Source organism: Silicimonas algicola (assembly GCF_003970735.1).
Taxonomy (GTDB): domain Bacteria; phylum Pseudomonadota; class Alphaproteobacteria; order Rhodobacterales; family Rhodobacteraceae; genus Silicimonas; species Silicimonas algicola.
The window spans coordinates 141,314-166,856 of record NZ_CP034588.1 but is presented as its reverse complement, the minus strand read 5'-3'; the positions used below and the strand labels follow the sequence as shown (position 1 = coordinate 166,856).

Annotated in this window: 27 protein-coding genes; 14 read left to right on the top strand and 13 right to left on the bottom strand. The window is 66.9% G+C overall.

Annotated elements, in window-relative coordinates; genetic code table 11:
• The first annotated feature begins 7 nt into the window (after nt 1–7).
• From EF888_RS00895 to EF888_RS00885, 3 genes are read left to right on the top strand one after another with little or no spacing between them, the layout of a single operon-like run.
• A complete protein-coding gene (locus tag EF888_RS00895) occupies nt 8–670 on the top strand; it encodes a potassium channel family protein (RefSeq protein ID WP_109760594.1) in 663 nt (220 codons plus the stop codon).
• 13 nt (nt 671–683) lie between these two features.
• Nucleotides 684–2,021, top strand: a complete 1,338-nt coding sequence (locus EF888_RS00890) for a TrkH family potassium uptake protein (RefSeq protein ID WP_206508390.1) — start codon at nt 684–686, stop codon at nt 2,019–2,021.
• On the top strand, nt 2,014–2,502 hold the full coding sequence (locus EF888_RS00885; protein WP_241239760.1) for a L,D-transpeptidase family protein: 489 nt from the start codon (nt 2,014–2,016) through the stop codon (nt 2,500–2,502). The genes EF888_RS00890 and EF888_RS00885 overlap by 8 nt, the downstream gene beginning before the upstream one ends.
• Here EF888_RS00885 and holA read toward each other — a convergent pair.
• The 4 genes from holA to EF888_RS00865 form a co-directional block, all read right to left on the bottom strand.
• Nucleotides 2,499–3,521, bottom strand: a complete 1,023-nt coding sequence (gene holA / locus EF888_RS00880) for a DNA polymerase III subunit delta (protein WP_109760596.1) — start codon at nt 3,519–3,521, stop codon at nt 2,499–2,501. The two genes, EF888_RS00885 and holA, sit on opposite strands and share 4 nt — an antisense overlap.
• The gene (gene lptE, locus EF888_RS00875; protein ID WP_109760597.1) at nt 3,518–3,994 is read right to left on the bottom strand and encodes an LPS assembly lipoprotein LptE; all 477 of its coding nucleotides are present in this window, start codon (nt 3,992–3,994) and stop codon (nt 3,518–3,520) included. Before lptE ends, holA begins: the two co-directional genes overlap by 4 nt.
• Nucleotides 3,981–6,539, bottom strand: coding sequence for a leucine--tRNA ligase (leuS, locus tag EF888_RS00870; protein WP_109760598.1), 2,559 nt, complete (start codon nt 6,537–6,539; stop codon nt 3,981–3,983). Before leuS ends, lptE begins: the two co-directional genes overlap by 14 nt.
• 74 nt (nt 6,540–6,613) lie before the next feature.
• Entirely contained in the window at nt 6,614–7,075 is a 462-nt protein-coding gene (locus EF888_RS00865; RefSeq protein ID WP_109760599.1) for a DUF3576 domain-containing protein, read from the bottom strand.
• 248 nt (nt 7,076–7,323) lie between these two features.
• Here EF888_RS00865 and EF888_RS00860 point away from each other — a divergent pair, with 248 nt between their 5' ends.
• The 3 genes from EF888_RS00860 to EF888_RS00850 all read left to right on the top strand — a co-directional run bounded on the left by EF888_RS00860 (nt 7,324) and on the right by EF888_RS00850 (nt 9,332).
• The gene (locus tag EF888_RS00860) at nt 7,324–8,178 is read left to right on the top strand and encodes a porin (protein ID WP_164721531.1); all 855 of its coding nucleotides are present in this window, start codon (nt 7,324–7,326) and stop codon (nt 8,176–8,178) included.
• Nucleotides 8,179–8,247: 69 nt separating this feature from the next.
• Complete coding sequence (locus EF888_RS00855; protein WP_109760675.1) at nt 8,248–8,901, top strand: YggS family pyridoxal phosphate-dependent enzyme; 654 nt, start codon at nt 8,248–8,250, stop codon at nt 8,899–8,901.
• A 62-nt stretch (nt 8,902–8,963) separates the two neighbouring features.
• On the top strand, nt 8,964–9,332 hold the full coding sequence (locus EF888_RS00850; protein ID WP_109760601.1) for a SpoIIAA family protein: 369 nt from the start codon (nt 8,964–8,966) through the stop codon (nt 9,330–9,332).
• 4 nt (nt 9,333–9,336) lie between these two features.
• Here the strand turns inward: EF888_RS00850 and EF888_RS00845 are convergent, their stop codons facing one another.
• A complete protein-coding gene (locus tag EF888_RS00845) occupies nt 9,337–9,945 on the bottom strand; it encodes an enoyl-CoA hydratase/isomerase family protein (RefSeq protein WP_109760602.1) in 609 nt (202 codons plus the stop codon).
• On the bottom strand, nt 9,942–10,694 hold the full coding sequence (locus EF888_RS00840; RefSeq protein ID WP_109760603.1) for an SDR family oxidoreductase: 753 nt from the start codon (nt 10,692–10,694) through the stop codon (nt 9,942–9,944). The genes EF888_RS00845 and EF888_RS00840 overlap by 4 nt, the downstream gene beginning before the upstream one ends.
• A gap of 148 nt (nt 10,695–10,842) precedes the next feature.
• Here EF888_RS00840 and EF888_RS00835 point away from each other — a divergent pair, with 148 nt between their 5' ends.
• Genes EF888_RS00835 through EF888_RS00820 form a run of 4 tightly spaced genes read left to right on the top strand, consistent with a single transcriptional unit; the run spans nt 10,843 to nt 16,179 of the window.
• Nucleotides 10,843–12,339 carry a DUF2125 domain-containing protein gene (locus EF888_RS00835; protein WP_109760604.1) on the top strand — a complete coding sequence of 499 codons (1,497 nt, stop codon included), beginning with the start codon at nt 10,843–10,845 and terminating at the stop codon, nt 12,337–12,339.
• A gap of 47 nt (nt 12,340–12,386) precedes the next feature.
• A complete protein-coding gene (locus EF888_RS00830) occupies nt 12,387–14,021 on the top strand; it encodes a hypothetical protein (RefSeq protein WP_109760605.1) in 1,635 nt (544 codons plus the stop codon).
• 57 nt (nt 14,022–14,078) lie between these two features.
• Nucleotides 14,079–15,422 carry a TldD/PmbA family protein gene (locus EF888_RS00825; RefSeq protein WP_109760606.1) on the top strand — a complete coding sequence of 448 codons (1,344 nt, stop codon included), beginning with the start codon at nt 14,079–14,081 and terminating at the stop codon, nt 15,420–15,422.
• Nucleotides 15,409–16,179, top strand: coding sequence for an inositol monophosphatase family protein (locus EF888_RS00820; protein ID WP_109760607.1), 771 nt, complete (start codon nt 15,409–15,411; stop codon nt 16,177–16,179). Before EF888_RS00825 ends, EF888_RS00820 begins: the two co-directional genes overlap by 14 nt.
• 167 nt (nt 16,180–16,346) lie before the next feature.
• Here EF888_RS00820 and EF888_RS00815 read toward each other — a convergent pair whose 3' ends face one another.
• Entirely contained in the window at nt 16,347–16,595 is a 249-nt protein-coding gene (locus EF888_RS00815) for a hypothetical protein (protein ID WP_126918450.1), read from the bottom strand.
• Between the two features lie 92 nt (nt 16,596–16,687).
• A complete protein-coding gene (locus tag EF888_RS00810; protein WP_109760676.1) occupies nt 16,688–17,212 on the bottom strand; it encodes a DinB family protein in 525 nt (174 codons plus the stop codon).
• Between the two features lie 57 nt (nt 17,213–17,269).
• Here EF888_RS00810 and EF888_RS00805 point away from each other — a divergent pair, with 57 nt between their 5' ends.
• On the top strand, nt 17,270–17,830 hold the full coding sequence (locus EF888_RS00805; RefSeq protein WP_109760609.1) for a DUF2585 domain-containing protein: 561 nt from the start codon (nt 17,270–17,272) through the stop codon (nt 17,828–17,830).
• Nucleotides 17,831–17,872: 42 nt separating this feature from the next.
• Here EF888_RS00805 and EF888_RS00800 read toward each other — a convergent pair whose 3' ends face one another.
• The 5 genes from EF888_RS00800 to mutY all read right to left on the bottom strand — a co-directional run bounded on the left by EF888_RS00800 (nt 17,873) and on the right by mutY (nt 23,029).
• Nucleotides 17,873–18,382, bottom strand: coding sequence for a hypothetical protein (locus tag EF888_RS00800; protein WP_109760610.1), 510 nt, complete (start codon nt 18,380–18,382; stop codon nt 17,873–17,875).
• Between the two features lie 179 nt (nt 18,383–18,561).
• Nucleotides 18,562–19,599, bottom strand: coding sequence for an L-threonine 3-dehydrogenase (gene tdh / locus EF888_RS00795; protein ID WP_109760611.1), 1,038 nt, complete (start codon nt 19,597–19,599; stop codon nt 18,562–18,564).
• Nucleotides 19,596–20,777, bottom strand: coding sequence for a glycine C-acetyltransferase (locus EF888_RS00790; protein WP_109760612.1), 1,182 nt, complete (start codon nt 20,775–20,777; stop codon nt 19,596–19,598). The genes tdh and EF888_RS00790 overlap by 4 nt, the downstream gene beginning before the upstream one ends.
• Nucleotides 20,778–20,804: 27 nt before the next feature.
• A complete protein-coding gene (locus EF888_RS00785; protein ID WP_109760613.1) occupies nt 20,805–21,935 on the bottom strand; it encodes an alkane 1-monooxygenase in 1,131 nt (376 codons plus the stop codon).
• A 41-nt stretch (nt 21,936–21,976) separates the two neighbouring features.
• The gene (gene mutY, locus EF888_RS00780) at nt 21,977–23,029 is read right to left on the bottom strand and encodes an A/G-specific adenine glycosylase (protein WP_109760614.1); all 1,053 of its coding nucleotides are present in this window, start codon (nt 23,027–23,029) and stop codon (nt 21,977–21,979) included.
• A gap of 93 nt (nt 23,030–23,122) precedes the next feature.
• Between mutY and EF888_RS00775 the strand changes: the two genes are divergently transcribed.
• Genes EF888_RS00775 through EF888_RS00765 form a run of 3 tightly spaced genes read left to right on the top strand, consistent with a single transcriptional unit; the run spans nt 23,123 to nt 25,445 of the window.
• Nucleotides 23,123–23,632, top strand: coding sequence for a DUF721 domain-containing protein (locus EF888_RS00775; protein ID WP_206508389.1), 510 nt, complete (start codon nt 23,123–23,125; stop codon nt 23,630–23,632).
• Nucleotides 23,633–23,649: 17 nt separating this feature from the next.
• On the top strand, nt 23,650–24,321 hold the full coding sequence (locus EF888_RS00770; protein WP_109760616.1) for a DsbA family protein: 672 nt from the start codon (nt 23,650–23,652) through the stop codon (nt 24,319–24,321).
• On the top strand, nt 24,318–25,445 hold the full coding sequence (locus EF888_RS00765; RefSeq protein WP_109760617.1) for a CaiB/BaiF CoA transferase family protein: 1,128 nt from the start codon (nt 24,318–24,320) through the stop codon (nt 25,443–25,445). Before EF888_RS00770 ends, EF888_RS00765 begins: the two co-directional genes overlap by 4 nt.
• Nucleotides 25,446–25,543: the final 98 nt, after the last annotated feature.

The window sequence follows — 25,543 nt, the reverse complement described above, 5'->3', positions numbered from 1 at the left end:
GGGACGAATGCCGCACAAGAGCCACATCTTCGGGGTCGTGGGCCTCGGCAACTTCGGAAGCACGGTCGCGACCGAGCTCATGCGCTTCGGCAACAGTGTCATCGCCGTCGACGTGAACGAGCGCGCGGTGGGCCTTCACGCCGACAAGGTGACCGAGGCGCTGATCGTCGACGCGCGCGACGAGGAGGCGCTGCGCGAGGCGGGCTTCGGCGAATGCTACGGCGCGGTCATCGCCATCGCGAACGACATCGAAAGCTCGATCCTGGCCGCCATGAACCTCAAGCTCATCGGCGTGAAGACGATCTGGGCCAAGGCGGTGTCGAAGACGCACCACCGGATCCTCTCCCGCATCGGTGTGGACCGGGTGATCCATCCCCAGGTCGACATCGGGCAGTACGTCGCACAGGTCCTGAACAACCCGCTGATCCGCGATTACGTCAGCCTCGGAAACGGCTACCACGTCGTCAACTTCCGCGTTCCCGACAGCCTCGAGGGGCACAGCCTGTCCGAGATCAAGTCGATCTCCCGGCACGACCTGCGCTGCATCGGCGTCATGCGGGGAACCGAGTTCGTCGGATCGGGCGCGGATGGCTGCGTGCTCCAGTCCGACGACCTTCTCCTGCTTCTGGGAGAACGGAAGAAGCTGAGCGACTTCGCGGCCTCGCTCTGAGACGCGGCGCAGGATGTTTCCCTCCCGCCCTTTCCTCGCCAGGCTGGCGCGCATTCCCGCCCCGGCGATCCTGGCGCTCTCCTACTCGACCCTGATCGTCATAGGCTCGGTCGTGCTCTGGCTGCCGGTGTCGACGGTCGAGCATGTCAGCTTCGCCGACGCGCTCTTCACCTCGGCTTCGGCGGTGACCGTGACCGGCCTCGTCGTCGTCGATCCGGGCAGCACCTTCACCTTCTTCGGCCAGGCGGTCATCGCCTTCCTGATCGAATGCGGCGGCCTGGGGCTGATGACCTTCGCCACGCTCGTCTTCTCGGCGCTCGGTATTCAGGTGGGGCTGCCGCACCGCTATATCCTGCGGGAAGACCTCAACCAGACCTCGATCGCCTCACTGCCTCGACTGGTGAAGACGGTCCTGAAGGTCGCCTTTGCCTTCCAGGCGGCAGGTGCCGTCGTTCTCGCCTTCGTCTTCGTGCCCGAGTTCGGTTGGGCTCAGGGGCTATGGTATGCAGTCTTCCACGCGATCTCGGCCTTCAACAACGCCGGCTTCGCGCTGTTTCCCGACTCGCTGTCGCAATGGGTCGGCCATCCGGTCGTCAACCTGATCGTGCCGACCCTCTTCATCATCGGTGGCGTCGGCTTCATCGTGCTCGAGGACATCTGGCGCCAACGCGGCTGGCGTCGACTGACGGCGCATTCCAAGATCACGCTGGCCGGAACCGCCATCCTCATCGTCCTGCCGTTCCTCGTCTTCGCCGCGCTCGAATGGCGCAATCCCCAGACGCTTGCCGAGCTTTCGACGGGCGACAAGCTGTGGGCGAGCTGGTTCCAGGCGGTCACGCCGCGCACCGCAGGGTTCAACACCATTCCCACGGGCGGGATGCACGACGCGACCACGCTGATGACGATGACGCTGATGCTCATCGGGGGCGGCAGCACCTCGACCGCGGGCGGGATCAAGGTCACGACCTTCTTCGTCCTGCTGCTCGCCACCATCGCCTTCTTCCGCCGTCGCTCGACGCCACACGTCTTCAGCCGCAGCATCGAGGCCGAGGACATCCTCAAGGTCCTGGCCCTCGTCACCATTTCCAGTCTCGTCATCTTCACGGGCATCTTCATTGCCTCGATCTCGCACGACGGCGAGTTCCTGAACCTGTCCTTTGAGGTCGTCTCGGCCTTCGGCACCACCGGCCTGTCGCGCGGGGCGACGACCGAGCTCGATTCAATCGGACGGACGGTCATTATCCTGATGATGTTCCTCGGGCGCGTCGGCCCGTTGACGCTCGGCTTCTTCCTCGCCACGCGGTCGGCGCCCCGGGTGCGATATCCCAAGGGGCGGATCTATCTTGGCTGACCTCCGCCTTACGCCGACCGGCCTGCGCCTCGGGCCGCATCGCTGGCCCTGCACGGTGGGACGTGGCGGCCTGACATCGGCGAAGCGCGAGGGCGACGGGGCGACGCCGCGGGGCACGCACCGGATCGTCGGGATGTTCTGGCGTCCCGACCGCCTGCCCCGGCCTGCGCCCTGGGCCGAGCCGATCCGACCGGGCGACCTCTGGTGCGACGATCCGCGCCATCCGCTCTACAACCACCTCGCCCGCGCGCCGATGACGGCGTCTCACGAACGGATGCGGCGAGCGGATCGGCTCTACGACCTCGTCCTCGTCACCGACTGGAACTGGCCCGAGGCGACGCCGGGCGCGGGCAGCGCCATCTTCCTGCATCGCTGGCGCGGCCCCGGCCGCCCGACCGAAGGCTGCATCGCGCTGCGGTCCGATCACCTTCTGGACTTCGCCCGCCGCCTCGAGCCGGGCACCAGGCTGATCGTCCCCTAGCGCCGGTTCATCCATGCAAGGCGCAGAAGCGCGCGCTCCATCACAGCCATCTCCGGCACCTCGGCGGTCGACCGCAGCGTGAGGTCGGTGTCCAGAAGCAGCGACAGCGCCTTCTCGAGACGGTGCATTCCCCAGTCCGAGGCCTGACGCTGGATCCGGTCCCGACGCGGTCCGAAGACCGGCGGCCTCAGCCTGCCGATGCCCGACCCTGCGCCGCTGGGGTCGGAGGCGACCGCGTGCAGCGTCCGAAAGTGCCGCGTCGCCCCGATGCAAAGGCCGACCGGCCCCACGCCCTGCGCTTCCAGTCGCCGCAGAACAGGTCCGATCTCATGCGCCTTGCCTTCGGCGGCGAGGTTCAGGACATCGTCCAGCGCCGCCTCGACCGACGCCGGGGCGGACAGGGCGACCTCCTCGGGCGTCAGCGGAGAGGCATCACCGATCTTGTAGAGCGCGATCTTCTCGAGGGTCTGCCGGAAGTCGCCGGGCGAGAGGCTTCGCGCCAGGTCGGTCAATGCGGCCATCGCGTCGCCCGAGATGTCCCGCAAACCCGCCGCCTTCAGCGCCGCTTCGATCTCGGCCCGACCGGGAGGGTCGTCGTAGATCGCGGCGGCGTAGGTTCCGCGGTGATCCTCGAAAAGCTTCCGCAGTTTCGACTTCGCGGCAAGCTGGCCCGCCGTCACCACGATCTGAGCGTCGCCCTCGCGCCAGTCCGCCAGCGCCGCCGCGAAGGTATCGGCCAGACCGTCGCCGGCGTCCTCGACGAAGGCAACGCGGGGTCCGGGAAAAAAGCCCTGCGCCTTCACAGCGTCAAGAAGAAGGGCGGGATCCTTGCGAAGGTCGGAGGCGGGGATCCGCGTCAGGCGCATCTCTTCCTCGCCTGCGGCACCGACGAGCGCCTTCACGACCTCCTGCCGCCGCAAGGCGACGCGCATCGCGTCCACCCCGTGGATCAGAAGACCTGTGGCCGCGGCATCGGGCTTCGCGAAATAAGCCGGCGCGTCGCGGGCCGACAGCTTCACGGGACGCGCGTCATCAGGTCCGCGACGATCCGGTCGGCGAGGATCACCATCAGCCGGCGGCGCGCGTCGCGGGCGGCGAAGGCCGTGGCGACGGTGGTCGATGTGGCCGAGTAGCTGGTGAAACTCTGCTCGCTGCCCGTGGCCACGACCGTATCGTTGCCTTTCCGCGTCAGCCGCCATTCGACCCGGCCGGAGACGTTGTAGCGGCTGATCTCGCCATCCGGCAGGAAACCGACGGCGTCCTCCGACAGACGGATGTCGGCGGTCAGCGCAAGGTCGCCCTCCTCGGACGCGCCGAGCCTGTCCTCGAGACGGCGGACGAGCACATAGCCTGCCTCGTCGACGGGCGGTCCGACGTCGATGCGGCCCCGCAATCCTTCCGCGCTGCCGCCCGGCCCGTAGACCGGCGTGAAGCCGCAGCCCGCCAGCGCGAGGAACGACAGAAGAAGGGTGCGGCGGTCAGATGACGACATTGACGATGCGGCCCGGCACGACGATCAGTTTCCTGGGCTGGCCACCCGCCAGCGCCTTCGCGACAGCATCGTCGGCCAGCACCAGCTTTTCAACCTCGTCGGTCGGCACGTCCTTGCCCACGGTGATCTCGCTGCGCCGCTTGCCGTTGATCTGAATGGGCAGCGTCACGCTGTCCTCGACAAGCAGGCTTTCGTCCGCCACCGGCCAGGGCGCGTCGGCGATCAGGCCCTCGCCGCCCAGCATCGCCCAACAGTCCTCGGCGAGGTGCGGCGTCATCGGAGACATCAGCAGCGCCAGCGTCATCGCCGCCTCGCGCCGCGCCGCGTTCGAAGCCTGCGCCTTCGAAAGCGCGTTGCTGAAGGCATAGAGCTTGGCGATGGCCGCGTTGAAGCCGAAGCTTTCGATCCCGAGCGTCACGTCGCGCATCGCGCGGTGCGTCTCCTTCCGCAGCACATCGTCGTCCGCTCCGGTGTCGCCTCCCTCGGCGATCTCGCTCGCGATGCGGTGAACGCGGGAGAGGTGCCTGAACGCCGCCTCGGCACCGGCCGCGGTCCATTCCACGTCGCGCTCGGGCGGGGAGTCGGAGAGAACGAACCAGCGCGCGGTGTCGGCGCCGTACTGGTCGATGATGGCAACGGGGTCGACGACGTTGAGTTTGGATTTGGACATCTTGGTGGAAGGCTCGACGTTGATCCTCTCACCCGTTTCCTTGAGCGTGTAATTCCCACGGCCGTCATCCTGGACGTCATCCGGGAAGTGATAAATCTTCCGATTGTTCGGATCCAAACGTTCGGCGTTAGAATAAGCCGCATGCGTCACCATCCCCTGCGTGAAGAGCGCCTCGAACGGCTCCTTCGACTTCGCGGGCAGGTGGCCGCAGATGTGCATCGCGCGGGCGAAGAACCGCGAATAGAGCAGGTGCAGGATCGCGTGCTCGATGCCGCCGATGTACTGGTCGACGTTCATCCAGTAGTCGGCGTCGGCCATGACCGTGGGCGTGTCGGCCCGTGGCGCGGTGAAGCGGGCGAAGTACCAGGACGAATCCACGAAGGTGTCCATCGTGTCGGTCTCGCGCTTCGCCGCCTTGCCGCAGGACGGGCAGGGCACGTCGCGCCAGGTCGGATGCCGGTCGAGAGGGTTGCCCGGCACGTCGAAGGTCACGTCGTCGGGCAGCCGGACGGGCAGGTTCTCCTTTCGCTCCGGCACCACGCCGCAATCCGCGCAATGCACCACCGGGATCGGACAGCCCCAGTAGCGCTGGCGCGACAGGCCCCAGTCCCGCAGGCGGTACTTGGTGACGCCCCGGCCCCAGCCCTCGGCCTCGGCCCGCGCTATGGCGGCGTCGATCGCCTCGTCGCCGGTCGCCGTCTCGTCCCAGCCAAAGGGCTTCAGCCAGCGGACCGTCTCTCCCTTCGGCGGCACGAAGGCTTCGGAACCGACCGGCGCGCCGCCGTAGGCGGCCACGAAGGTGTCGATCACCGGCAGCCCGTACTTCCGACAGAAGTCCAGGTCGCGCTGGTCATGCGCGGGACAGCCGAAAATGGCGCCCGTGCCGTAGTCCATCAGGATGAAGTTCGCGATCCAGACGGGCAATTCCCAATTCGGTTCCAGCGGATGCCTCACCCGGATGCCGGTATCAAAGCCCAGCTTCTCGGCCTTCTCCAGCGCTTCCTCGGTCGTCCCGCCCTTCGAGGCTTCCGCTCGGAAAGCAGCGGCCCCGGGGTTCGTCTCCGCCAGTTCCTTCGCCAGCGGATGGTCGGGCGAGATACCCACGAACGACGCCCCCATCAGCGTGTCGGGCCGGGTCGTGTAGACCTCGATGGCCTCGCCGCCGTCGGCGCGCTCGAAGCCGAATTGCAGCCCGCGCGACTTGCCGATCCAGTTCCGCTGCATCAGCTTCACCTTCGCCGGCCAGTCGTCCAGCGCGTCGATGGCCTCCAGCAGCTCCTCGGCGAAATCGCTGATCTTGAAGAACCACTGCGTCAGCTCGCGGCGCTCGACCTCAGCGCCCGACCGCCAGCCCTTGCCGTCGATCACCTGCTCGTTCGCCAGCACCGTCATGTCGACCGGGTCCCAGTTGACCACCGCATTCCGGCGATAAACGAGGCCCTTGTCCATGAAATCGATGAACATCGACTGCTGCTGGCCATAGTACTCGGGATCGCAGGTCGCGAACATCCGCGACCAGTCCAGAGAGAAGCCCAGCGGCTTCATCTGCTGGACCATCGTTTCGATGTTGCCGTAGGTCCAGTCCTTGGGGTGGCCTCCCGACGCCATCGCCGCGTTCTCGGCCGGCATCCCGAAGGCGTCGAACCCCATGGGGTGCAGCACGTTGTGTCCCGTCGCCCGCATGTAGCGCGCGATCACGTCGCCCATGGTGTAATTCCGAACGTGCCCGATGTGGATGCGCCCCGATGGGTAGGGGAACATTTCCAGCACATAGTACTTCGGCTTCGACTCGTCGCGCTCGGCCCGGAAGGTCTGCGCCTCGTCCCAGGCGGCCTGCCATTTCGGCTCGATGTTCTTGGTATCGTATCGGGACATGCGAAGGGTCCTCGGGGAAACGGAAAACGCCGGGCGATGGCCCGGCGTGGTTTAGTCGCGCGGACGCGGAACGTCTAGAGACGCATGTCCTGCATCCGAAGCTGGCGGGCGCGCGTCAGGATAGCGTCCTCGACGGCGCGGGCCGTCGCCGTCGGCACGGGGCCCGAGCGCGTGGCCAGCGCGATGGACAGCGACCGCGCTTCCAGCGCCGGGTCGCGGACGTAGATCGTGGCGCGATATGCGGTGCCGCCGCCGGGAGGCGTGCCGTATCCGGTCGAGATCACGCCAGTGAAGGGATCGGCCGACTGGATCGGCAGGAAGTTCAGCACGTCGAGCGAGGCGTTCCAGAGGTACTTGTTGACCTCGACCGTCACGTTCGGATCGGCGTCGTTCAGGAATATGTCGGTGATCGAGGTGCCCGTGCGTGCCTCCCGCTCGATAGGAGTCGAGGCGAAGCGACCGCATCCGGACAGGGTGAGAGCCACCATCAGGACTGCCAGGACGGCGCGCGTCGGTCTGTCTGCCGGAAGTCCCATCAACGCCCCCTCTCCTAGGTCCAGACATGACTACCCGACGCCCCCGTGACCGACAAGGTCTTTCCCTGCTTGATGAAAACGGTTGGCCGGGCAAATTCACTGTGGCAAGAAGAACACCATCCGCTTGGAGTCTGGAAAGGGCCGGGGAGGCTTGCTTGCAATCTAGGTCGGGTGGAGGGAAATACGGTGTCAATCAGTTCGGTGCGACCGGATTGAGACGCACCTTTTACACACGAGGGAAAAAAACGATGAAAAAGGTTCTTCTGGCTTCGACCGCCCTGGTATTCTGGGCTGGTCTCGCCGCTGCGGAAGTTACGGTCGGCGGTAAGGCTGGCATCTGGCTGCAAGACAACGGCGTTGTTGCCGACGACATCGACATCGACGGCGACGCCGAAGACGTGGTCGTCAACTACGACCTGGATATCAGCTTCTCGGCTGAAGGCACCACGGACACCGGCCTGACCTTCGGTCTGGACCTGCTGCTTCTCGAAGACCTCGAGATCGACAACCAGGAAGTCTACATCTCCGGCGCGTTCGGCAAACTGACCGTCGGCGACGTGGATGACGCGCTCCAGAAGGTCGCTGGTCTGGCCGACATCGGCTACGACGGCATCGGCATCGACAACGTGGCCGAGCAGGCCCGTGGCGATGGCACCTCCGGTGGCGACTCGGTCCTGTATCAGTATCAGGCCGGCGACTTCGGTCTGTTCCTGTCGCACAGCCGTGACACCGGTGCCGAAGACGTCGCAGTCGGCGTCAAGGTTGGCCTTGGTGACTTCGCGGTCGGCGTCGGCTACGAAGACCAGACCGATGCGGGCAACGGCGACACCTACGCCGTCGACCTGAGCGGCACCTTCTCGGGCGCTGGCTTCGACATCTACTACGAAGACTCTGACGGCCTTGGCTCGGGCTACGGCGTTGTCCTGTCCTACGGCATGGGCGCCACCACCGTGACCTTCGGCTACTCGGACCACGACAACTCGACCGACGCTGCGATGGGTCTCGGCTTTGCCTACGATCTCGGCGGCGCGGAACTCGCTGGCGGTGTCGGCGACAACGGCTTCGAAACCGTGTGGGACCTCGGTGTCTCGATGGAATTCTGATCCTTCCAGGATCGGATGACGGAAAGAGCGGGCCTTGCGCCCGCTCTTTTCTTTTTGGCAGATGGGGGCATGAGCCTTTCGGACATCCGCGACCGCCTCGAAGCCGCCTGCGCCCGCCACGGGCGTGATCCGTCCGGCGTCACCCTTATCGCCGTGTCCAAGGTCCAGCCGCTCGACCGGGTCGAGGCTGTGCTGGCCGAGGGTCACCGCATCTTCGGCGAGAACCGCGTACAGGAAGCGCAGGGTAAGTGGCCCGCCCTCCGCGAGGAATTCGATGGCGTCGAGCTTCACCTGATAGGTCCGCTCCAGACCAACAAGGCCCGCGCCGCGATGGAGCTTTTCGACGCCATCCACACGGTCGACCGCCCGAAGCTCGCGCAAACCATCGCGCGTCTCGCCGAAGAGATGGGGAGGTGTGCCGACATCTTCGTCCAGGTGAACACCGGCGGCGAGGACCAGAAGGCCGGCTGTCACATCGATGAAGCCGACGCTCTGGTCGCGCTCTGCCGCAATCTGAAACTCCCGCCGAGAGGCCTCATGTGCATCCCGCCGGTCGACGACGCGCCGGCTCCCCACTTCGCGGCTCTGGCGAAAATTGCAGAGCGCAACGGCCTCACCGGCCTCAGCATGGGCATGTCGGGAGATTTCGAGGAAGCCATCGCCCATGGCGCCACCCATGTCCGTGTCGGTTCGGCCATCTTCGGCGACCGCGTTCCGGGCTGACCTTGATCAAGGCGCCGCCGCCCGGCCTGCGCCATCGTCGAAACGGAAAAGGAGACCTGCCAATGTCCTGCATCTATACCGAAGACAAATCCCTGCCCGTGGCCGAGATCCAGGTGCTGGGCCGTGTCACCGAACACGACATGGACGAAATCCTTCCCAAGCTGGAAGCCTTCATCGAAAAGCACGGCACCATCCGCATCGTGGAGGTCATCGAACGCTTCGAGGGCTTCGACCCGACCACGGTGCTCGACGGCGTGAAGTTCGACATCAAGCACCTCCGCAATGTCAGCCATGCCGCCGTCGTGTCGGATATTCCCTGGATCGGCTTCATGACCCGCGCCGCGAGCACGGTGATGCCGCTGACGGTCCGCACCTTTGCCATGTCCGATCTGGAAGCGGCCCGCGCCTGGGCCCGCGCGCCCGGCGCCTGAAGCCTCAGAGCATGTCCTTGATCTCCGCCACATGGCGGGGGTCGGCCGCCAGGACGTCGGCGGCAAGCGCACGGGCCGCCGCCAGCGGGTCCTCGTCGATCCGGTCGATCAGGCCCATCGCCAACGCCTCCGCCGCGCCGATCTTCTGACCCGCCATCAGGATCAGCTTCGCCCGCGCCGGGCCGACCAGTGCGGCCAGCCTTTCGGGGTCCGACGGCTGGGGAAGGAAACCCAGCCGCATCACCGGGTAGAAGATCGACGCGGTCGGCACGGCCACCCGCAGGTCGCAGGCCAGCACCATCCCCAGTGCCCCGCCCGCCGCCGTGCCGTTCAGCGCCGCAATCGTCAGGATCGGCGCCAGGGCGATGGCGCCCGACAGCCGCTCCCACGCCGGGTCGGTGGCCAGGCCCGCCCGTGCCGCCTCGAGGTCCGCGCCGGCCGAGAACACCTTGCCCCTCCCGGTCAGCACAAGTGCCTTCACCGCCTCGTCCGAGGCCGCCTCCTCGACCTGCTCGGCAAGCGCCACGAGCATCTCGCGGGTCAGCGCGTTCGCCTTCTCCTGCCGGTCGAGCGTCAGGATGCGCAGCCCGCCCTCGGTCGCCACGTCGATCATCGCGCCAGCCCCAGCCGGGCGCGGATGCCCTCGTCCCTCAACGAGATCTCCTGTCCCAGGAACTCGTCCGCTTCCGGGCCGCACATCCACAAAAGAGCCTTCGCCGGCCACTCGGGCGGGACGTGGTCCGACCACTCCAGCCGAGAGACCGGGTTGATCCCGCTTGCCTTGATCTCGCGCTGCATTTCGGTCGCCACCGTTCCGGGCGACAGCCCCATGACCCGCACGCCGGACGGCCCGGCCTCAAGATGCGCGGACCGCGTCAGCATCGCCGCCCCCGCCTTCGACGCGCAATAATGCGACCAGGCCTCGACCGGGCTGTGGGCCGCGCCCGACGACACGGTCAGGATCGTCCCCCGCCCGCGAGCGATCATGCCGGGCAGGACGGCGCGCATCCCGTGGTAGACACCCTTCAGGTTGACGTCGATCGCCGTGCCCCATCCTGCCGGGTCGGACGACGCGAGATGCGCGATCGGCTCGATCACCCCCGCGTTGTTGACGAGGACGTCTACCGGCCCGAATTTCGCCTCGGCCTCGGCCACCGCGCCCGCCACCTCGTCGTAGCGCGCCACGTCGCACGGCACGGCAAGCGCCGCCTCGCCCAGACGCCCGGCCAGATCGCGAATGGCATCCGCGCCACGCGCCAACAGGACGACACGCGCACCCGCGCCGACGAACGTCTCGGCCGCCGCGGCGCCTATGCCTCGGCTCGCTCCCGAAATGATCACGGTTTTGCCATCGGCTTCCATATATTTTGCCTCCTTTTGGCCGCACTGCGTGCTATCACGGTCACGTTCGGCCTGTCGACGGCGCGAGGGTCAGGGTTTTCTTGACCGCTCGGGTTCCGCCTCGGAACGTCGCCGATATTAAACGCAATCAGATCACCGGATAACGCCTATGACTTTTCACCGCACCCTGACGATGACCTCCGTGCTGGCCCTGATGGCCGGCCCTGCGCTGGCCGACCTGACCGCCGAGGAGGTTCTTGCCGACCAGATCAGCCAGATCGAGATGTACGGCTTCACCGCCGAGGTCATGGACCAGAACCGCTCGGGCGACACCCTGAGCGTCGGATCGCTCGTCGCCTCGGCTATGGCGGGCGAGGGCAATTTCAAGGTCAGCATGGGCGGCGTCCGCCTCGTCGAGCAAGGCGACGGCACGGTCAAGGTCGAGTACCCGGCAGTGATGCCGATGACCGTCAGCGGCACGTCTGAGGATGGCGAGACGTTCGAGATGTCGATCTCGATCAGCCTGACCGGGGCGGACGTGACGGCGTCGGGCTCGACCGAGCTGATCCGCTACGACTTCGACATCGAGCGCGTCGCGGTGACCGAGATCGAGTTCCTCGCGCCCGAGGAAGCCAAGGACATGGACATGTCCGTCGACGTGGCTTTCGTGAACCTCACCGGCTTCACCGAGCTCGCGGCGGGCGCCGTGCGCGACTATACGGCCGAGTTCGCAACCGAGAGCCTCACCTTCGCCGTCGACGCCAATGTCGAGGAGGGCGAGGAGCCGGGCCATTTCCGCTTCGAAGGATCGAGCCAGGACCTGACCAGCAGCTACAGCGGCTCGGTCGGGCAGCAGGACCTGATGGCCTCCTTCGCCGAATCGATCAGAAACGGCAACCGGACCGAGGGCACCGCCGCCTTCGGCCCCACGACCTATACCTTCAACGTCGATTCCCCCGATGGCACGATGGAAGGCGCGGTCGCGGTCGCCGAGGGCGACTTCCAGTTCAAGATGAACGAGGACGGTCTCGACTATGGCGGCATGAACCGCGACATCACTCTGACCGTCGGCGGATCGTCGATCCCCTTCCCGCCGATGACCTTCAAGCTGGCCGAGTCCGAGGGCCGTTTCGCCATGCCCGTGGTGCCAGGCGAGGAAAGCCAGGACTTCGGCCTTCGCATGGCGATGAAGGGCCTCGAGATCGATCCGATGATCTGGAACATGTTCGATCCCGCCGGCCAGCTTGCGCATGACCCGGCGACGCTAATCATCGACATCGACGGCGAGGGCGTGCTGTCGGCCGACGTGTTCGACCCCGAATTCGCGGACAGCGGCGAGGTTCCGGGCCAGCTCGACGCTCTCAACGTCAACGAGATCGAGCTGTCCGTCGCGGGCGCGCGGCTCACGGGCGACGGCGACTTCACCTTCGACAACTCCTCGCCGATGCCCGTGCCGTCTGGCGTTCTCAACATGATGCTGACGGGCGGCAACGGCCTTCTCGACACTCTGGTCGGCATGGGCCTCGTGCCCGAAGATCAGGCCATGGGCGCACGCATGATGATGGGCCTCTTCGCCCGTCCGGGCGATGGCGACGACACCCTTGTCTCGACCATCGAGTTCAATGAAGACGGCTCGATCATGGCGAACGGCCAGCGCATCAAGTGACGCGGGACGGGCCCGCGCCGCAAGGCCGGGCCCGTTGCCTTCGCTCCATGCGACGGACCCTCGCCGCCCTTCTCTTCGCCGCTTCACCTTCGGCCGCCATCGCCCTGACGGCCGAAGACGCGCTGACCGAACACTTGAGCCTGCTCTCGCTCTTCGGCAACTTCGAGGTGGAGACGACCGGCACCGCGCGCGGCGCCGACCGCCTCGAGGTCCGGGGCTTCAAGCTCACCTCCGAGAACCCGGACGAGCGGACCGAGATCACCCTCGGCGGCGTCGACCTCGTCGAACAACCGGACGGCGCCGTCCGCTTCGTCTACCCCAACCGCCTGCCTGTCGAGATCCGTATCCAGTCCGGAACGGACCAGCCCGTACTCGTCAGCGCGAGCTTCCTCTTCGACGGCGTACGGCACATCGTATCGGGCACGCCGGGCGACCTGGGCCACGACCTTGTCGCCGGCAGCCTGAGCCTCGAAGGCGTCGACGTGACGGGGCTCGAGGACGACCGCGTCGAGGAAACGGCCTTCGACCTCGAGGACGTCGCGGCGACCTTCATGCGGTCGAACCAGGGCCGCGGAATGCACAGGATGACGCTCGATGTCGGGCACCTCTACGTTGCCAGCCTCTTCGACACGGCGAGCGGATCTGACGCATCCGGCATCGCGACCGGCGACGCAGACATCGCGGTGACCATCGGCAACCTGGCAGCCGCATCAAGCTACGAGGGCGGCGACATTCCGCGCCACAGTCTCGACCTCGCCTTGGGCAAGATCCTGTGGATCCAATCGTCGGACACGTCCGACGAGGATGGAAGGCTGGACATGGAAGCCAGGGGCACTGGCGTCCGTCTGGCCTGGGACGTGCGCGTGAACCACTCCGACGAGGACGGGGCGATCACCCCGCCGCTGCACAATGGCGAGCGCATCAGCGCCGACTTCGGATACGACAGCGTCGAGGCGACCGGGACGATCGAGATGCCGGAGGGTGCCGCCGCCTTTGCCTCGTCCGATCAGGGGGCGTCGGTCGAGCTCTCATTTTCCGAGGACAGGGCCCTGTTCTCGCTGGAGGCCCGGGGCAACGTCACGGATTATGCCCTCGCGGTCCCCGACGTGCCCGTGGACCGGCTGTCCTATGCCCTCGACGCCTTCGAGGTCGCCATCGAGTTCCCGCTCCTCGCAAAGGCCGAACCTCAGCCCTATTCGATGCGCTTCGGGCTTGCCGGCTTGACCTTCAACGACGAGATGTGGTCGCTGTTCGATCCGATCCGCAAGATCCCCCGCGATCCCATCTCTCTCGCGCTGGACATTGCGGGAACCACCATCGTCGCCATCGACTTCTTCGATGAGGACGCAACCGCGAGGCCCTACCCTGAAATCGTCGCGAAACTAAAGACCCTCCGCGTCCTGGGCGCCGGTCTCGACCTCACCGGCTCGGGAGAGATCACCAGCCGGATCGAGGGGGCGACGCTCTCTACCGAGGGTCGTCTCGACGCGCGGCTCGTAGGGCTCAACGGGCTCCTCGACAGCCTGGCCGACCTCGAGCTTCTCTCCTCCGAGGAGACGATGGGTCTGAGGATGATGTTGGGCGTCTTCACCCGGCCCGGAGCCGGCTCGGACACGCTGGTCTCGACGATCGAGTTCGCGCCGGACGGAACGGTCAACGCCAACGGGCAGCGCATCAAGTGATGCCCCGCCCGCCGCAGGTCGCTTGAAGCGCCTGTCCTCAGGGACTACCTCGTCGCCATGCAGAACCTCTCCCAGCTCACAGCAGACCTCCTGACCGCCGCCCGCAAGGCCGGGGCCGACGCCGCCGACGCCATCGCGACCGACGGGCGCGCCGTGTCGATCGACGTGCGCGCCGGGGCCCTCGAACAGGCCGAGCGCGCCGAAGGCGTCGAGATCGGCCTCCGCGTCCTCCTTGGGCAAAGGCAGGCCTGCGTCTCGGCCTCGGACACCAAGCCCGAGACTCTGGCTGAAATGGCCGAACGTGCCGTGGCAATGGCGCGGATCGCGCCCGAGGATCCCTTCATCGGCCTCGCCGATCCCGCAGAGCTGTCCGATACCCGCGACGCAATCGGCCTCGACCTTTGCGAGGACGCGCCCGAACCCTCCCCCGCCGACCTGGAAGACGCCGCCCGCCGTGCCGAGGCGACCGCCCTGTCGCACGAGGGCATCGCACAGGTCCAGTCCGCCGCCGCCTCCTACCACCGCACCCGCATCCACCTCGCCGCCACCAACGGCTTTTCGGGCGGATACGCGCGGTCGTCGCACTCGCTCTATTGCGTGGCCATCACGGGCGAAGGCACGAAGATGGAGCGTGACCACTACGGCGAGGCGCGGATCTACGGCGCCGACCTGCCCACGCCCGAAGAGGTGGGTCGCCTCGCTGCCGAGCGCACACTGTCGCGCGCGGGGGCGCGGAAGCCGAAGACCGGCGCCTTCCCCGTCCTCTACGACGAACGTGTCGCGGCGGGGCTGATCGGGCACCTCCTCTCGGCCGCCAACGGCGCTTCCGTCGCGCGCGGCAGCTCCTGGCTGCGTGGCCTCCTGGGCGAGCAGGTTCTGCCGGATACCCTCTCCATCGTCGAGGAACCGCACCGCGTCCGCACGTCGGGCTCGAAGCCTTTCGACGGCGAGGGCCTTCGGACGGCCCGCCGCGAGATCGTCACCGACGGACGCCTCAATGGCTGGACGCTCGACCTCGCCACCGCCCGCCAACTCGGGATGCAAAGCACGGCCAGCGCCGGGCGTGGCCCGTCCTCGCCGCCGTCTCCCACCCTCAGCAACATCGCGCTGACTCAGGGCGACGCCACGCGCGACGACCTGATCCGCGACATGGGCACCGGGCTTCTGGTGACCTCGCTCATCGGCTCGTCGATCAACGCGACGACGGGCGATTACTCGCGCGGCGCTTCGGGGTTCTGGATCGAGAAGGGGCAGATCGCCTATCCGGTCAACGAATGCACCATCGCGGGCAACCTGCGCGACATGCTGCGCTCTATCGTGCCGGCGAACGACGCCCGGCCGTGGACGGGCCGCGTCGTGCCGTCGCTCCTGGTTGAAGGTCTTGTCCTTGCCGGCGACTGACCTTGACCTCCTGCACGAGACCGCGCTCGAAGCGGGCGAGATCGCCCGGCGCTTCTGGCGCGAGGATCCGCAAGTCTGGGACAAGGGCGGCGACGATCCGGTTTCCGAGGCCGACTTCGCCGTCGACACTCACCTGAAGCAGCGCCTCCTGGCCGCGCGGCCCGACTATGGCTGGGTCAGCGAGGAGACCGCCGACGACATGAGCCGGCTCGACCGCGAGCGGGTGTTCATCATCGACCCCATCGACGGCACCCGAGCCTTCGTGGCGGGCGAGAAGACCTGGGCGCACTCCCTCGCCATCGCCGAGGCGGGACGCATCATCGCCGCCTGCGTCTACCTGCCGGTCCGCGACAAGCTCTACCTCGCCCGCAAAGGCGGCGGCGCGACCCTGAACGGCGCATCGGTCATGGCGTCCGAGCGCGGCGAACTCGACGGCGCGACTGTCTTAAGCCCAAAGGTCAGCTTCCGCCCCGAGTTCTGGACTGCCGGCCCGCCGCCCGTCGAACGGCACTTCCGCCCGTCCCTGGCCTATCGCATGGCGCTGGTCGCCGAAGGCCGCTTCGACGCCATGATGACGCTTCGCCCGGCCTGGGAATGGGACATCGCCGCCGGGGCGCTTCTGGTCGCCGAGGCAGGGGGCGAGGTCACCGACCGGCGCGGCCGCCCGCTGACCTTCAACAGCCCCGCCCGCCAGACCGAGGGCGTCGTCACCGCAGGCGGCGCGGTCCACGCGGCGCTCTTGTCGGGCCTCGCCTAGTGCCAATAGCCCCCGGCCGGTCCAGCCTGAGAGATTACCACCCGTCAAGCTGCAGGAGCCCATCATCACCGGTTCACCGTACGGCACGCGTTTGTGGACCAACGGAATGCATCGAACGTGATTCACCGTAAGACGTCATTCGACGAATAGGATTCTAATCCTTTCTGCTAAAATGCACTTTGTACGAAATTAACAAAAGAATTAACCCCACGGCTGCTCCAGCGCAAAACATATAAAACAAATCGTTTGGCTCCACAGAGCCAGAAAAGTACGACAGTAAGGTCAATAGGGTTAAAACCAAAATGATGTTCAAGATCAGCAGCGCTACGGCTTGGCTTCTGTGATCTTTGATTGTCAGGCTTGCTATAATCATTAGCCCGCCCAAAACGCTCGGCGTTAAGAGAAAAATCACCCACGTGTTCAATCTTTTCTTCCTTGCGCAGTTCCAGCCTAGCCCGTCGTCACCGCCGGAGGTGCCAGTCGTGGCCACGTTATTGTCGGGCCTGGGCTAGCGCCAATAGCCCCCGGCAGTCTCCGCCCTGTCATACTCCAGGTAGAACTCGTCGAGCTGCGGCGGCGCCACGCCCGCGTCCTGAAGCTGGACGTGCGCCTGCCCCCGGTGATGCACCTGGTGCTGGACGAGGTGGAGGATCAGGGCCGCGACGGTCTCCTCGATCCGGCCCACGTCGCGCTCGGTCACCCGCGTCTCACTCAACCGCTCCGGCGTCATCGCGCGGCAGAAGGCCGCGAAGCGCATGTCGGCCTCGGCCTGTAGGACGGAAAGCGTGGCGGCATCGCGCACCTCATCTCGGTCGTAGACGGCAAGACCCCGCCCGCCGGCCTCCAACGCGTCGATGTAGTAGAGGTCGACCTCGTAGACGTGGTTCAGCGTCTTCCAGAGGGATCTAAAGAACCCCGGTCGGTCCGCGATAAACGCGTCCTGAGACAGCCCCTTCACTGCATCGTAAAGCGTCCGGTTCGCCCAGGCGTTGTTCAGCGCCATGGCGAGCCAGGGATTTTCGCCTGCGTCCATCAAGCCGTCCTCCCGAAACTTCTGGACGGACTCCGGCCCCTGTGATTCCGTCGCGCCATGCATCGATCCTATACGCCCCACCTCGTCACCGCAGCGGTCATCGCCCTCTCGGCGCTGTACCTACTGTGGATCGGGCGCGTCCCCTGGTGCGAATGCGGCTACGTCAAGCTGTGGCACGGCGAGACGATGTCGAGCGAGAACAGCCAGCACATCTCGGACTGGTACACCCCCAGCCACATCATCCACGGCCTCTTGTTCTACGCGGGTCTCTGGCTGGTCGCGCGGAGGCTGTCCTTCGGCTGGCGCCTGACCATCGCCACCGTGATCGAATGCGCCTGGGAGATCATCGAGAACTCCGACGCCATCATCGAGCGCTACCGCGCCGTCACGATCTCGCTCGACTACTACGGGGACAGCGTGCTGAACACGGTCGCGGACGTCCTCGCCATGATCCTGGGCTTCTGGCTGGCCCGCGTGCTTCCCGTCTGGGTCAGCGTCGCGCTCGTAATCTTCTTCGAGGTGCTGACGGCCTGGGTGATCCGGGACGGCCTCGTCCTGAACGTGTTGATGTTGCTCTGGCCGCTCGAAGGTGTCATGGAGTGGCAGTCGGGCGGCTAGGCAAGCCCCCTGCCTCTAGCATCCCGCACTTCAGTGTTAGCGCTAGTTGGCCCCCGCCTCGTCACGGATGGTCGCCTGAAAGTTGCCGTCGATCGTGACGCCGACCTGCGGATCGACCACGAGCCCACCAGTGGGATCGGGCGTCAGGGTGGCGACAACACTGCCCGCCAGCACCAGGTCACCGCCTGTCGATTGGAAGGCGTTCAGGGACAGGTCGACATTCTCGCTTCCGGCAACCAACGTTCCATCGGTCCGCTGAAGTTCGACCCGCGCATCGATTGCCCGCGCTTCCACCGGCCCAGCCAGAACCTGCATCTCGATGGTCAGCGTTCCGGGACCGCCGTCACCTTCGGGGTCGGGCGTCCCGACCAGACGAACCTCGACTCTACCGTCGTTCTCCGTCCAGGTGCTGGTCGGCCCTTCTCCCGCACTGGCGACGATCCAGCGCGCGGGATCCAGATCCAGCGTTCCAGTGATCGAGCCGGTGCCGCTTTGTGCAACGAGGGGACCGGCCAGAAGGCAGATGGCAAGAGGGGCGGCCAGGCGTTTCATGCGTCCTTTCCCATGTCCGGGGCATCGGCAATCACAACCGATTGCCGCGACGCATGTTCCCGCCGTACCGGGAAGTGCGGCTTTTCAGCCGCCGGCACTACTTCCTCCGGCCCTGAAGCCAGCGGAAGAAGAAGAACAGCGCCACCAGTGCCACGATCCAGAACAGCAGGTCCATGAGGTTACTCCCAGTCGAGGACGATCTTGCCTGACTTGCCCGACTTCATCGTCTCGAAGCCGCGGCGGAAGTCGTCGACGTGCATCCGGTGCGTGATGACACGGCGTATGTCCAGCCCGTCCTCCAGCATCGCAATCATCTTGTACCAGGTCTCGAAGATCTCGCGGCCGTAGACGCCCTTCAGCGTGATCGCCTTGAACACGATGCGCGACCAGTCGACCGGCGACTTGCCGGGCGGGATGCCCAGGAGAGCGATCCGCCCGCCCATCACCATCGCCTCGACCATCTGGTCGAGCGCCCTCTGGTTGCCCGACATCTCGAGGCCCACGTCGAAGCCTTCCTTCATCTTGAGCCCCGCCATGACCTCGCGCAGATCCTCTTCGGCCACGTTGACGGGGACCACGTCCGTCACCTGCTCGGCCAGCGCCAGCCGGTCCGGGTTCACGTCCGTGATGACGACATGCCGCGCGCCGACATGCTGCGCCACCGCCGCCGCCATGATGCCGATAGGGCCGGCCCCGGTGATGAGGACATCCTCGCCCACGAGGTCGAAGGACAGCGCGGTGTGGACCGCGTTGCCGAGCGGATCGAGGATCGCGCCGATCTCGTCATCGATGGCGTCGGGCAGCGGTATGGCGTTGAACGCCGGCAGCCGCAGGTACTCCGCGAAGGCCCCCTGCTCGTTCACCCCGATGCCCCGCGTCTCGGGGTCGAGGTGGAAGCGTCCCGACCGCGACTGCCGCGAGTGCTTGCCGATCAGGTGCCCCTCGCCGCTGACGCGCTGGCCAAGGTGCAGGTCATCGACGTTCTTCCCCAGTTCCACGATCTCGCCCGCGAACTCGTGGCCGGTGATCAGCGGCACCGGAACCGTTCGCGCCGCCCAGTCGTCCCAGTCCCAGATGTGGATATCCGTCCCGCAGATGCCTGTCTTCTTCACCCGGATCAGCACGTCATCCGGCCCGATCTCGGGCACCGGCGCGCGGATCATGTCGAGGCCGGGGGCGGGGGCCGTCTTGGCCAGCGCCTTCATCTCGTTGCTCATAGCGCCCCCACCTCGCGTCCCGCCTGCACGAATGCCTCCGCCGCGCGATCCAGATCCTCCCGCGTCAGGGCCGCGTTCATCTGCGTCCGGATCCGCGCCTGCCCCTTAGGCACGACCGGAAAGAAGAACCCCGCGACATAGACCCCCAGCTCTCCCAGCCGCGCCGCCATGTCCTGCGCCAGCCGCGCTTCGCCCAGCATCACGGGCACAATGGGATGCGCGCCGGGCAGAAGGTCGAACCCGGACCGCTCCAGGTGCGACCGCCACAGCGCCGTATTCTCGAACAGCCGCGCCCGCAGGGTATCGCCCTCCTCCACCAGCTTGATCGCCTCGATCCCCGCCGCAACGACCATCGGAGGCAGCGCGTTCGAGAAAAGATAAGGCCGCGCCCTCTGCCGCAGAAGGTCGACCACCTTCTGTGAGGCGGCGACATACCCGCCGATAGCCCCGCCCAGCGCCTTCCCCAGAGTCCCCGTCAGGATGTCGACTTCCACGCCGTGATGCGACGGCGTCCCCGCCCCCCTCGGCCCCATGAAGCCCGTCGCATGGCAGTCGTCCACCATCACCAGCGCGTCGTACCTGTCGGCCAGCGCGCGGATCTCGGGCAGCTTCGCCAGATACCCATCCATCGAGAACACGCCATCCGTCGCGATCATGACGAACCGCGCGCCGTCCGCCCGCGCCTGCTTCAGTTGCGCTTCGAGGTCGTCCATGTCCGAGTTTGCGTAACGATACCGCTTCGCCTTGCAGAGCCGGATCCCGTCGATGATCGAGGCGTGGTTCAGCGCATCCGAAACGATCGCATCCTCCGGTCCGAGCAAAGGCTCGAACACCCCGCCATTCGCGTCGAAGCAGGCGGCGAAGAGGATCGAGTCCTCCATCCCCAGAAACTCCGCCAGCCGTGTCTCCAGCTCGCGGTGCAAGTCCTGCGTCCCGCAGATGAAACGCACCGAGGCCATGCCGAAGCCGTGGTCGTCCATCGCCGCCTTAGCGGCTGCGATCAGCCGCGGATGGTCGGCAAGACCGAGGTAGTTGTTGGCGCAGAGGTTCAGCATCTCGCGCCCCGCGACCGTGATGTGTGTGCCCTGGGGCGAGGTCAGAGGCCGCTCCTGCTTGGTCAGGCCCTCGGCCTCGATCCCCGCAAGAACGTCGTCAAGGTGATCGTCGAAGGACGTCATGCCGTCTCCTTCGTCAGGCCACGGGCGTCACCGCGGCAAGGGATGGCTCGCCGAGGTGTAGGCGCGCCAATCGGTTATCTCGGGATAGAACGTCTTCCGCCACTGGCGCACAAGGGGGTTCATCCGCCGCCGCCACAACGGCGGGACCAGCGCGAGGATGCCCATCACCGCGTAACCGAAGGGAAGCTGTGGCGCCTCGTGCGCGCCATATGTCTGCAACAGCGGAAACCGCCGGTCGGGCCGCGCATGGTGGTCCGAATGGCGCTGGAGGTTGATGAGCAGCCAGTTCGTCGCCCGGTGCGAGGCGTTCCAGCTATGGTGCGGCCGGACGTGTTCATACTTGCCGCCGCCCAAATACTTCCGCGTCAGCCCGTAGTGCTCCATGTAATTCACCAGCTCCAGCTGCCAGATCGCCGTCAGCGCCGCGAAAAGATACAGCCCAAGCCCGGTCCAGCCGCCCACGATGACGGCAGCCAGCACGAAAAGAAGCTGCTGCGTCGCATAGCGCCAGAACGGATTCGACCGATCCCACGAAGGGAGCGCCTTCCGCCGCAAGCGCTCGGCCTCTGCGCGCCACGCGGATCGCAGCGACTGCGGCAGCACCCGGAAGAAGAAGCGATGGAAGCTCTCGTTGTAACGCGCCGTCACCGCGTCCCTCGGCGTGCCGACATGGCGGTGATGCACGATCAGGTGCTCGCTCCGGAAATGGCCATACTGCGCCATGGCGAGCAGGACGTCGCCCAGCCAGCGCTCGAACCGGCTGCGCTGATGCATCAGCTCATGCGCATAGACGATGCCCACGGCCCCCATCAGGATACCCAGCCCGAAGGCGTTGACGACCATCTCCCAGGTCTCCAGATGCCCCGCCCGCACCATGTAGCCTATCGCGCCGAACACCGTCACCAATTGCGCCGGCGCCCAGATCACCGTGATCGCGCGGTGCCAGAACAGGTCCTCTTCGGGCGTCTCGACATCGGCATTGCCAAGGTGCAGCCCGCCGATGGCGTCGAGAAGCGAGAACAACCCCCACGATCCCAGCGGCACAAGGACCACCGTCCAGCCGCCCTGGATCGCAGACACCCAGGCCAGCGGCAATAGGATCAGCGAGGCCCAGAACGGCAAGGCCCCGGCAAGTCCGGCAAGAAGCGGTTTCGGCATCGTCCTCGTCCATCGCGGGCCGAAAAGACCCTCTGCCCGGATTAAGATTGCACCAGCGCCCGCGACGCAAGATCGAAGGCCTTCCGCATGACCGTCGGCAGCTCCGACCGCCGCAGGTCGGGCCGGAACGCGCCCCTCTCCGCCATCGCGTCGAGAGGCACCTCGGCCACCCTCAGCGCCAGCGCCAGGTGGAAATGCGTGAAGGTGTGCCGCACCTCTCCGCCCGGATCGCGCCACTCCGCCTCGACCGGCGGCGCGTGCTTCGGCGCGGCCTCGTCCCACTCGGTCCCCGGGAAACCCGTCATGCCACCCAGAAGCCCCCGGTCGGGCCGCGTCTCGACCAGCCAGGCCCCGTCCTCGCGCCGCGCGAGATAGGCGATCCCGAAGCGCACCGGCTTCGCCTTCTTCGCGGCCTTCAAGGGAAGCTCCGCCTGCACGCCCACCGCCCGTGCCCGGCAGCCCTCCATCCACGGGCAGATCCCGCAGGCCGGCGACCGCGGCGTGCAGACCGTGGCGCCCAGGTCCATCACCGCCTGCGCATAGTCTCCCGGCCGCTCCCTAGGCGTCAGCCGCGCCGCCAGTGCCGTCAGCTCGCCCTTCGCCGCCGGCAAAGGCGTCTCGACCCGGAACACCCGCGCCATGACGCGCTCGACGTTCCCGTCGACCACCGTCTCGGGCCGGTCGAAGGCGATGGCCGCGACCGCCGACGCGGTATAGGGCCCCACCCCCGGCAGCGTCAGCAACCCGTCGCGCGTCTCGGGAAAGCGCCCGCCGTGCTCCGCCACCACCGCCCGCGCACCCTTCAGCAGGTTCCGCGCCCGCGCGTAATACCCAAGCCCCGCCCACTCGCCCATGACGGCCGCATCCTGCGCCGCCGCCAGACCCGCGACCGTCGGCCAAAGCGTCGTGAACCGCTCGAAATACGCCTTTACCGCCGCGACGGTGGTCTGCTGCAGCATGATTTCGCTCAGCCACACGCGGTAGGGATCCGGCATCACGCCCACCCGCCGGTCGGCCGGAGACACCCGCCAGGGCAGCACGCGGGCGTGCCGGTCGTACCAGGTCAGCAGATCGTCCGCGCTTGGGTCACGCAATCTTTACGGCTCCTCAACGGGCTTTCGGCTGGCGCGCTGGCCACCGATCCCTAGAATGTGCCCGACTTTCGGGATTGCAAGCGCAGGACCACGATGACCCGCGACAAACGAGACGGACGAAGGATGAAGGGCTTCGAGAGGGCCTCGAGCCTCGTCGCCTCGCGCATCCGCACCGCCGGCGAAAGCCGCGGTTTCGCCGTCTCGCGCCTTCTCACCCACTGGGCCGAGGTCGCAGGCCCCGACATCGCCCGCATCGCCCGCCCCGTCGACGTCACCTACGGACGCGGCGGTCTCGGGGCGACGCTCACGCTCCTGACCACGGGCGCCGAGGCGCCGATGCTCGAGATGCAGAAGGAAACGCTGCGCGAGCGCGTCAACGCCTGCTACGGCTACGCCGCTATCTCGCGCATCCGCATCACCCAGACCGCCGCCACCGGCTTCGCGGAAGGCCGCGCCGCCTTCGATCCGGCGCCCCGGCAGCACCCCGATCAGGCGCCCGTCACGCCCGAAGTCGCCCGGACCGCCGCAGAGGTGCAGGACACCGCCCTGCGCGATGCCCTTGAACGCCTGGGTGCGAACGTCCTATCTCACAGCAAACGGTAAACAAGGTAACCTTTCCCATGACCCGCAGACTGACGCTTATCGCAGCCCTCGCCCTCGTGGCGCTCGGAGGCTTCTTCCTCTACGGCCAGCGCGCCGCGACCGGCGCCGACCCGATGGCGGCCTACGCTCAGGACGCGGCCAGCGTCGACACCTCGATGATTGCCGACATGACGCTCGGCGACCAGAACGCGCCGGTGAAGCTGATCGAGTACGCCTCGTTCACCTGCCCGCACTGCGCCAACTTCCACGCCGAGAACTTCAAGAAGCTCAAGGCCGAATACATCGACACCGGCAAGGTCGCCTTCACCTACCGCGAGGTCTACTTCGACCGCCCGGGCCTCTGGGCCTCGATCGTGGCGCGCTGCGGCGAGAACGCCGAAAGCCGCTATTTCGGCATCGCCGAGATGCTCTACGCCCAGCAGCAGGACTGGGCCCGCAAGGAAACCCCGGCCGAGATCGTCGATTCGCTCCGCCGCATCGGCAAGACGGCGGGCCTGGCCGACGCCGACCTCGACCAGTGCCTGCAGGACGCCGACAACGCCCAGGCGCTCTATGCCTATTACATGAAGAACGTGCAGGCCGACGGCATCGACTCGACGCCCTCCTTCATCATCGACGGCACCAAGTACTCGAACATGCCCTGGGAAGAATTCCAGGCGACGCTCGACAAAGCGCTCGCCGAGGGATGACCCCCCTTCACGGCCTGAAGGTCATCGAACTCGCGCGCGTGCTGGCCGGCCCCTGGGCCGGTCAGACGCTCGCGGACCTGGGCGCCGAGGTCATCAAGGTCGAAAGCCCCGAAGGCGACGACACCCGCAAGTGGGGTCCGCCCTTCATCGAGCACGACGGCGACGTCTCGGCCGCCTACTACCACTCCACGAACCGCGGCAAGGCGTCCGTCACCGCCGACTTCAAGACCCCCGAGGGCCGCGCGCTGGTCGAGAACCTCGTCCGCGACGCCGATGTCCTGATCGAGAACTTCAAGGTCGGCGGCCTCGCCAAGTACGGCCTCGACTACGAGAGTCTCGCAAGGATCAACCCCCGCCTCGTCTACTGCTCGATCACCGGCTTCGGCCAGACCGGACCCTACGCCCATCGGGCGGGCTACGACTACATCATCCAGGGCATGTGCGGGCTCATGTCGATCACCGGCGACACGGTCGGCCAGCCCCAGAAGGCCGGCATCGCCGTCACCGACATCTTCACCGGCCTCTACGCCGTCATCGCGATCCAGGCCGCGCTGGTCCAGCGCCAGACGACCGGTCGGGGCCAGCACATCGACATGGCGCTCCTCGACTGCGGCGTGGCGATCATGGCGAACCAGGCGCTGAACTACCTCGCCTCGGGCACGCCGCCGACCCGGATGGGCAACGCGCACCAGAACCTCGTGCCCTACCAGGTTTTCGACTGCGCCGACGGCTGGATCGTCATCGCCACCGGCAACGACGCCCAGTATCGTCGACTCTGCGCCATTCTCGGCCGCGACGACCTCGCGACCGACCCGGCCTATGCCTCCAACGCCGGCAGGGTCGCGGGGCGCGAGACCCTGATCGCCGCCCTGACCGACGAAACGAAGAAGCGCGACAAGGCCGACATCCTCGCCGCCTGCGAGGCCCACGGCATCCCCGCCGGCCCCATCAACGATCTCGCCGAGGTCTTCGCCGACCCCCAGGTGCAGGCGCGCGGCCTTAGGGCCGAGGACAGCGGCGTCCCCCTCGTCCGGCCGCCCTTCCGCTTCTCCGACGCCGAGACCGCACCCCTCCGCGCTGCCCCCGGCCTCGACGCGGACGGCGACCGGATCAGAGGCGCCTGAGACTGCGCGTCTTGCCGTGTCGAACGGCGTCGGGCTTCTTCCCGCCCAGCACGCCTGGCACAAGCACGCCCGAAGCAGCGCCTCTACGTGCGCCGGGG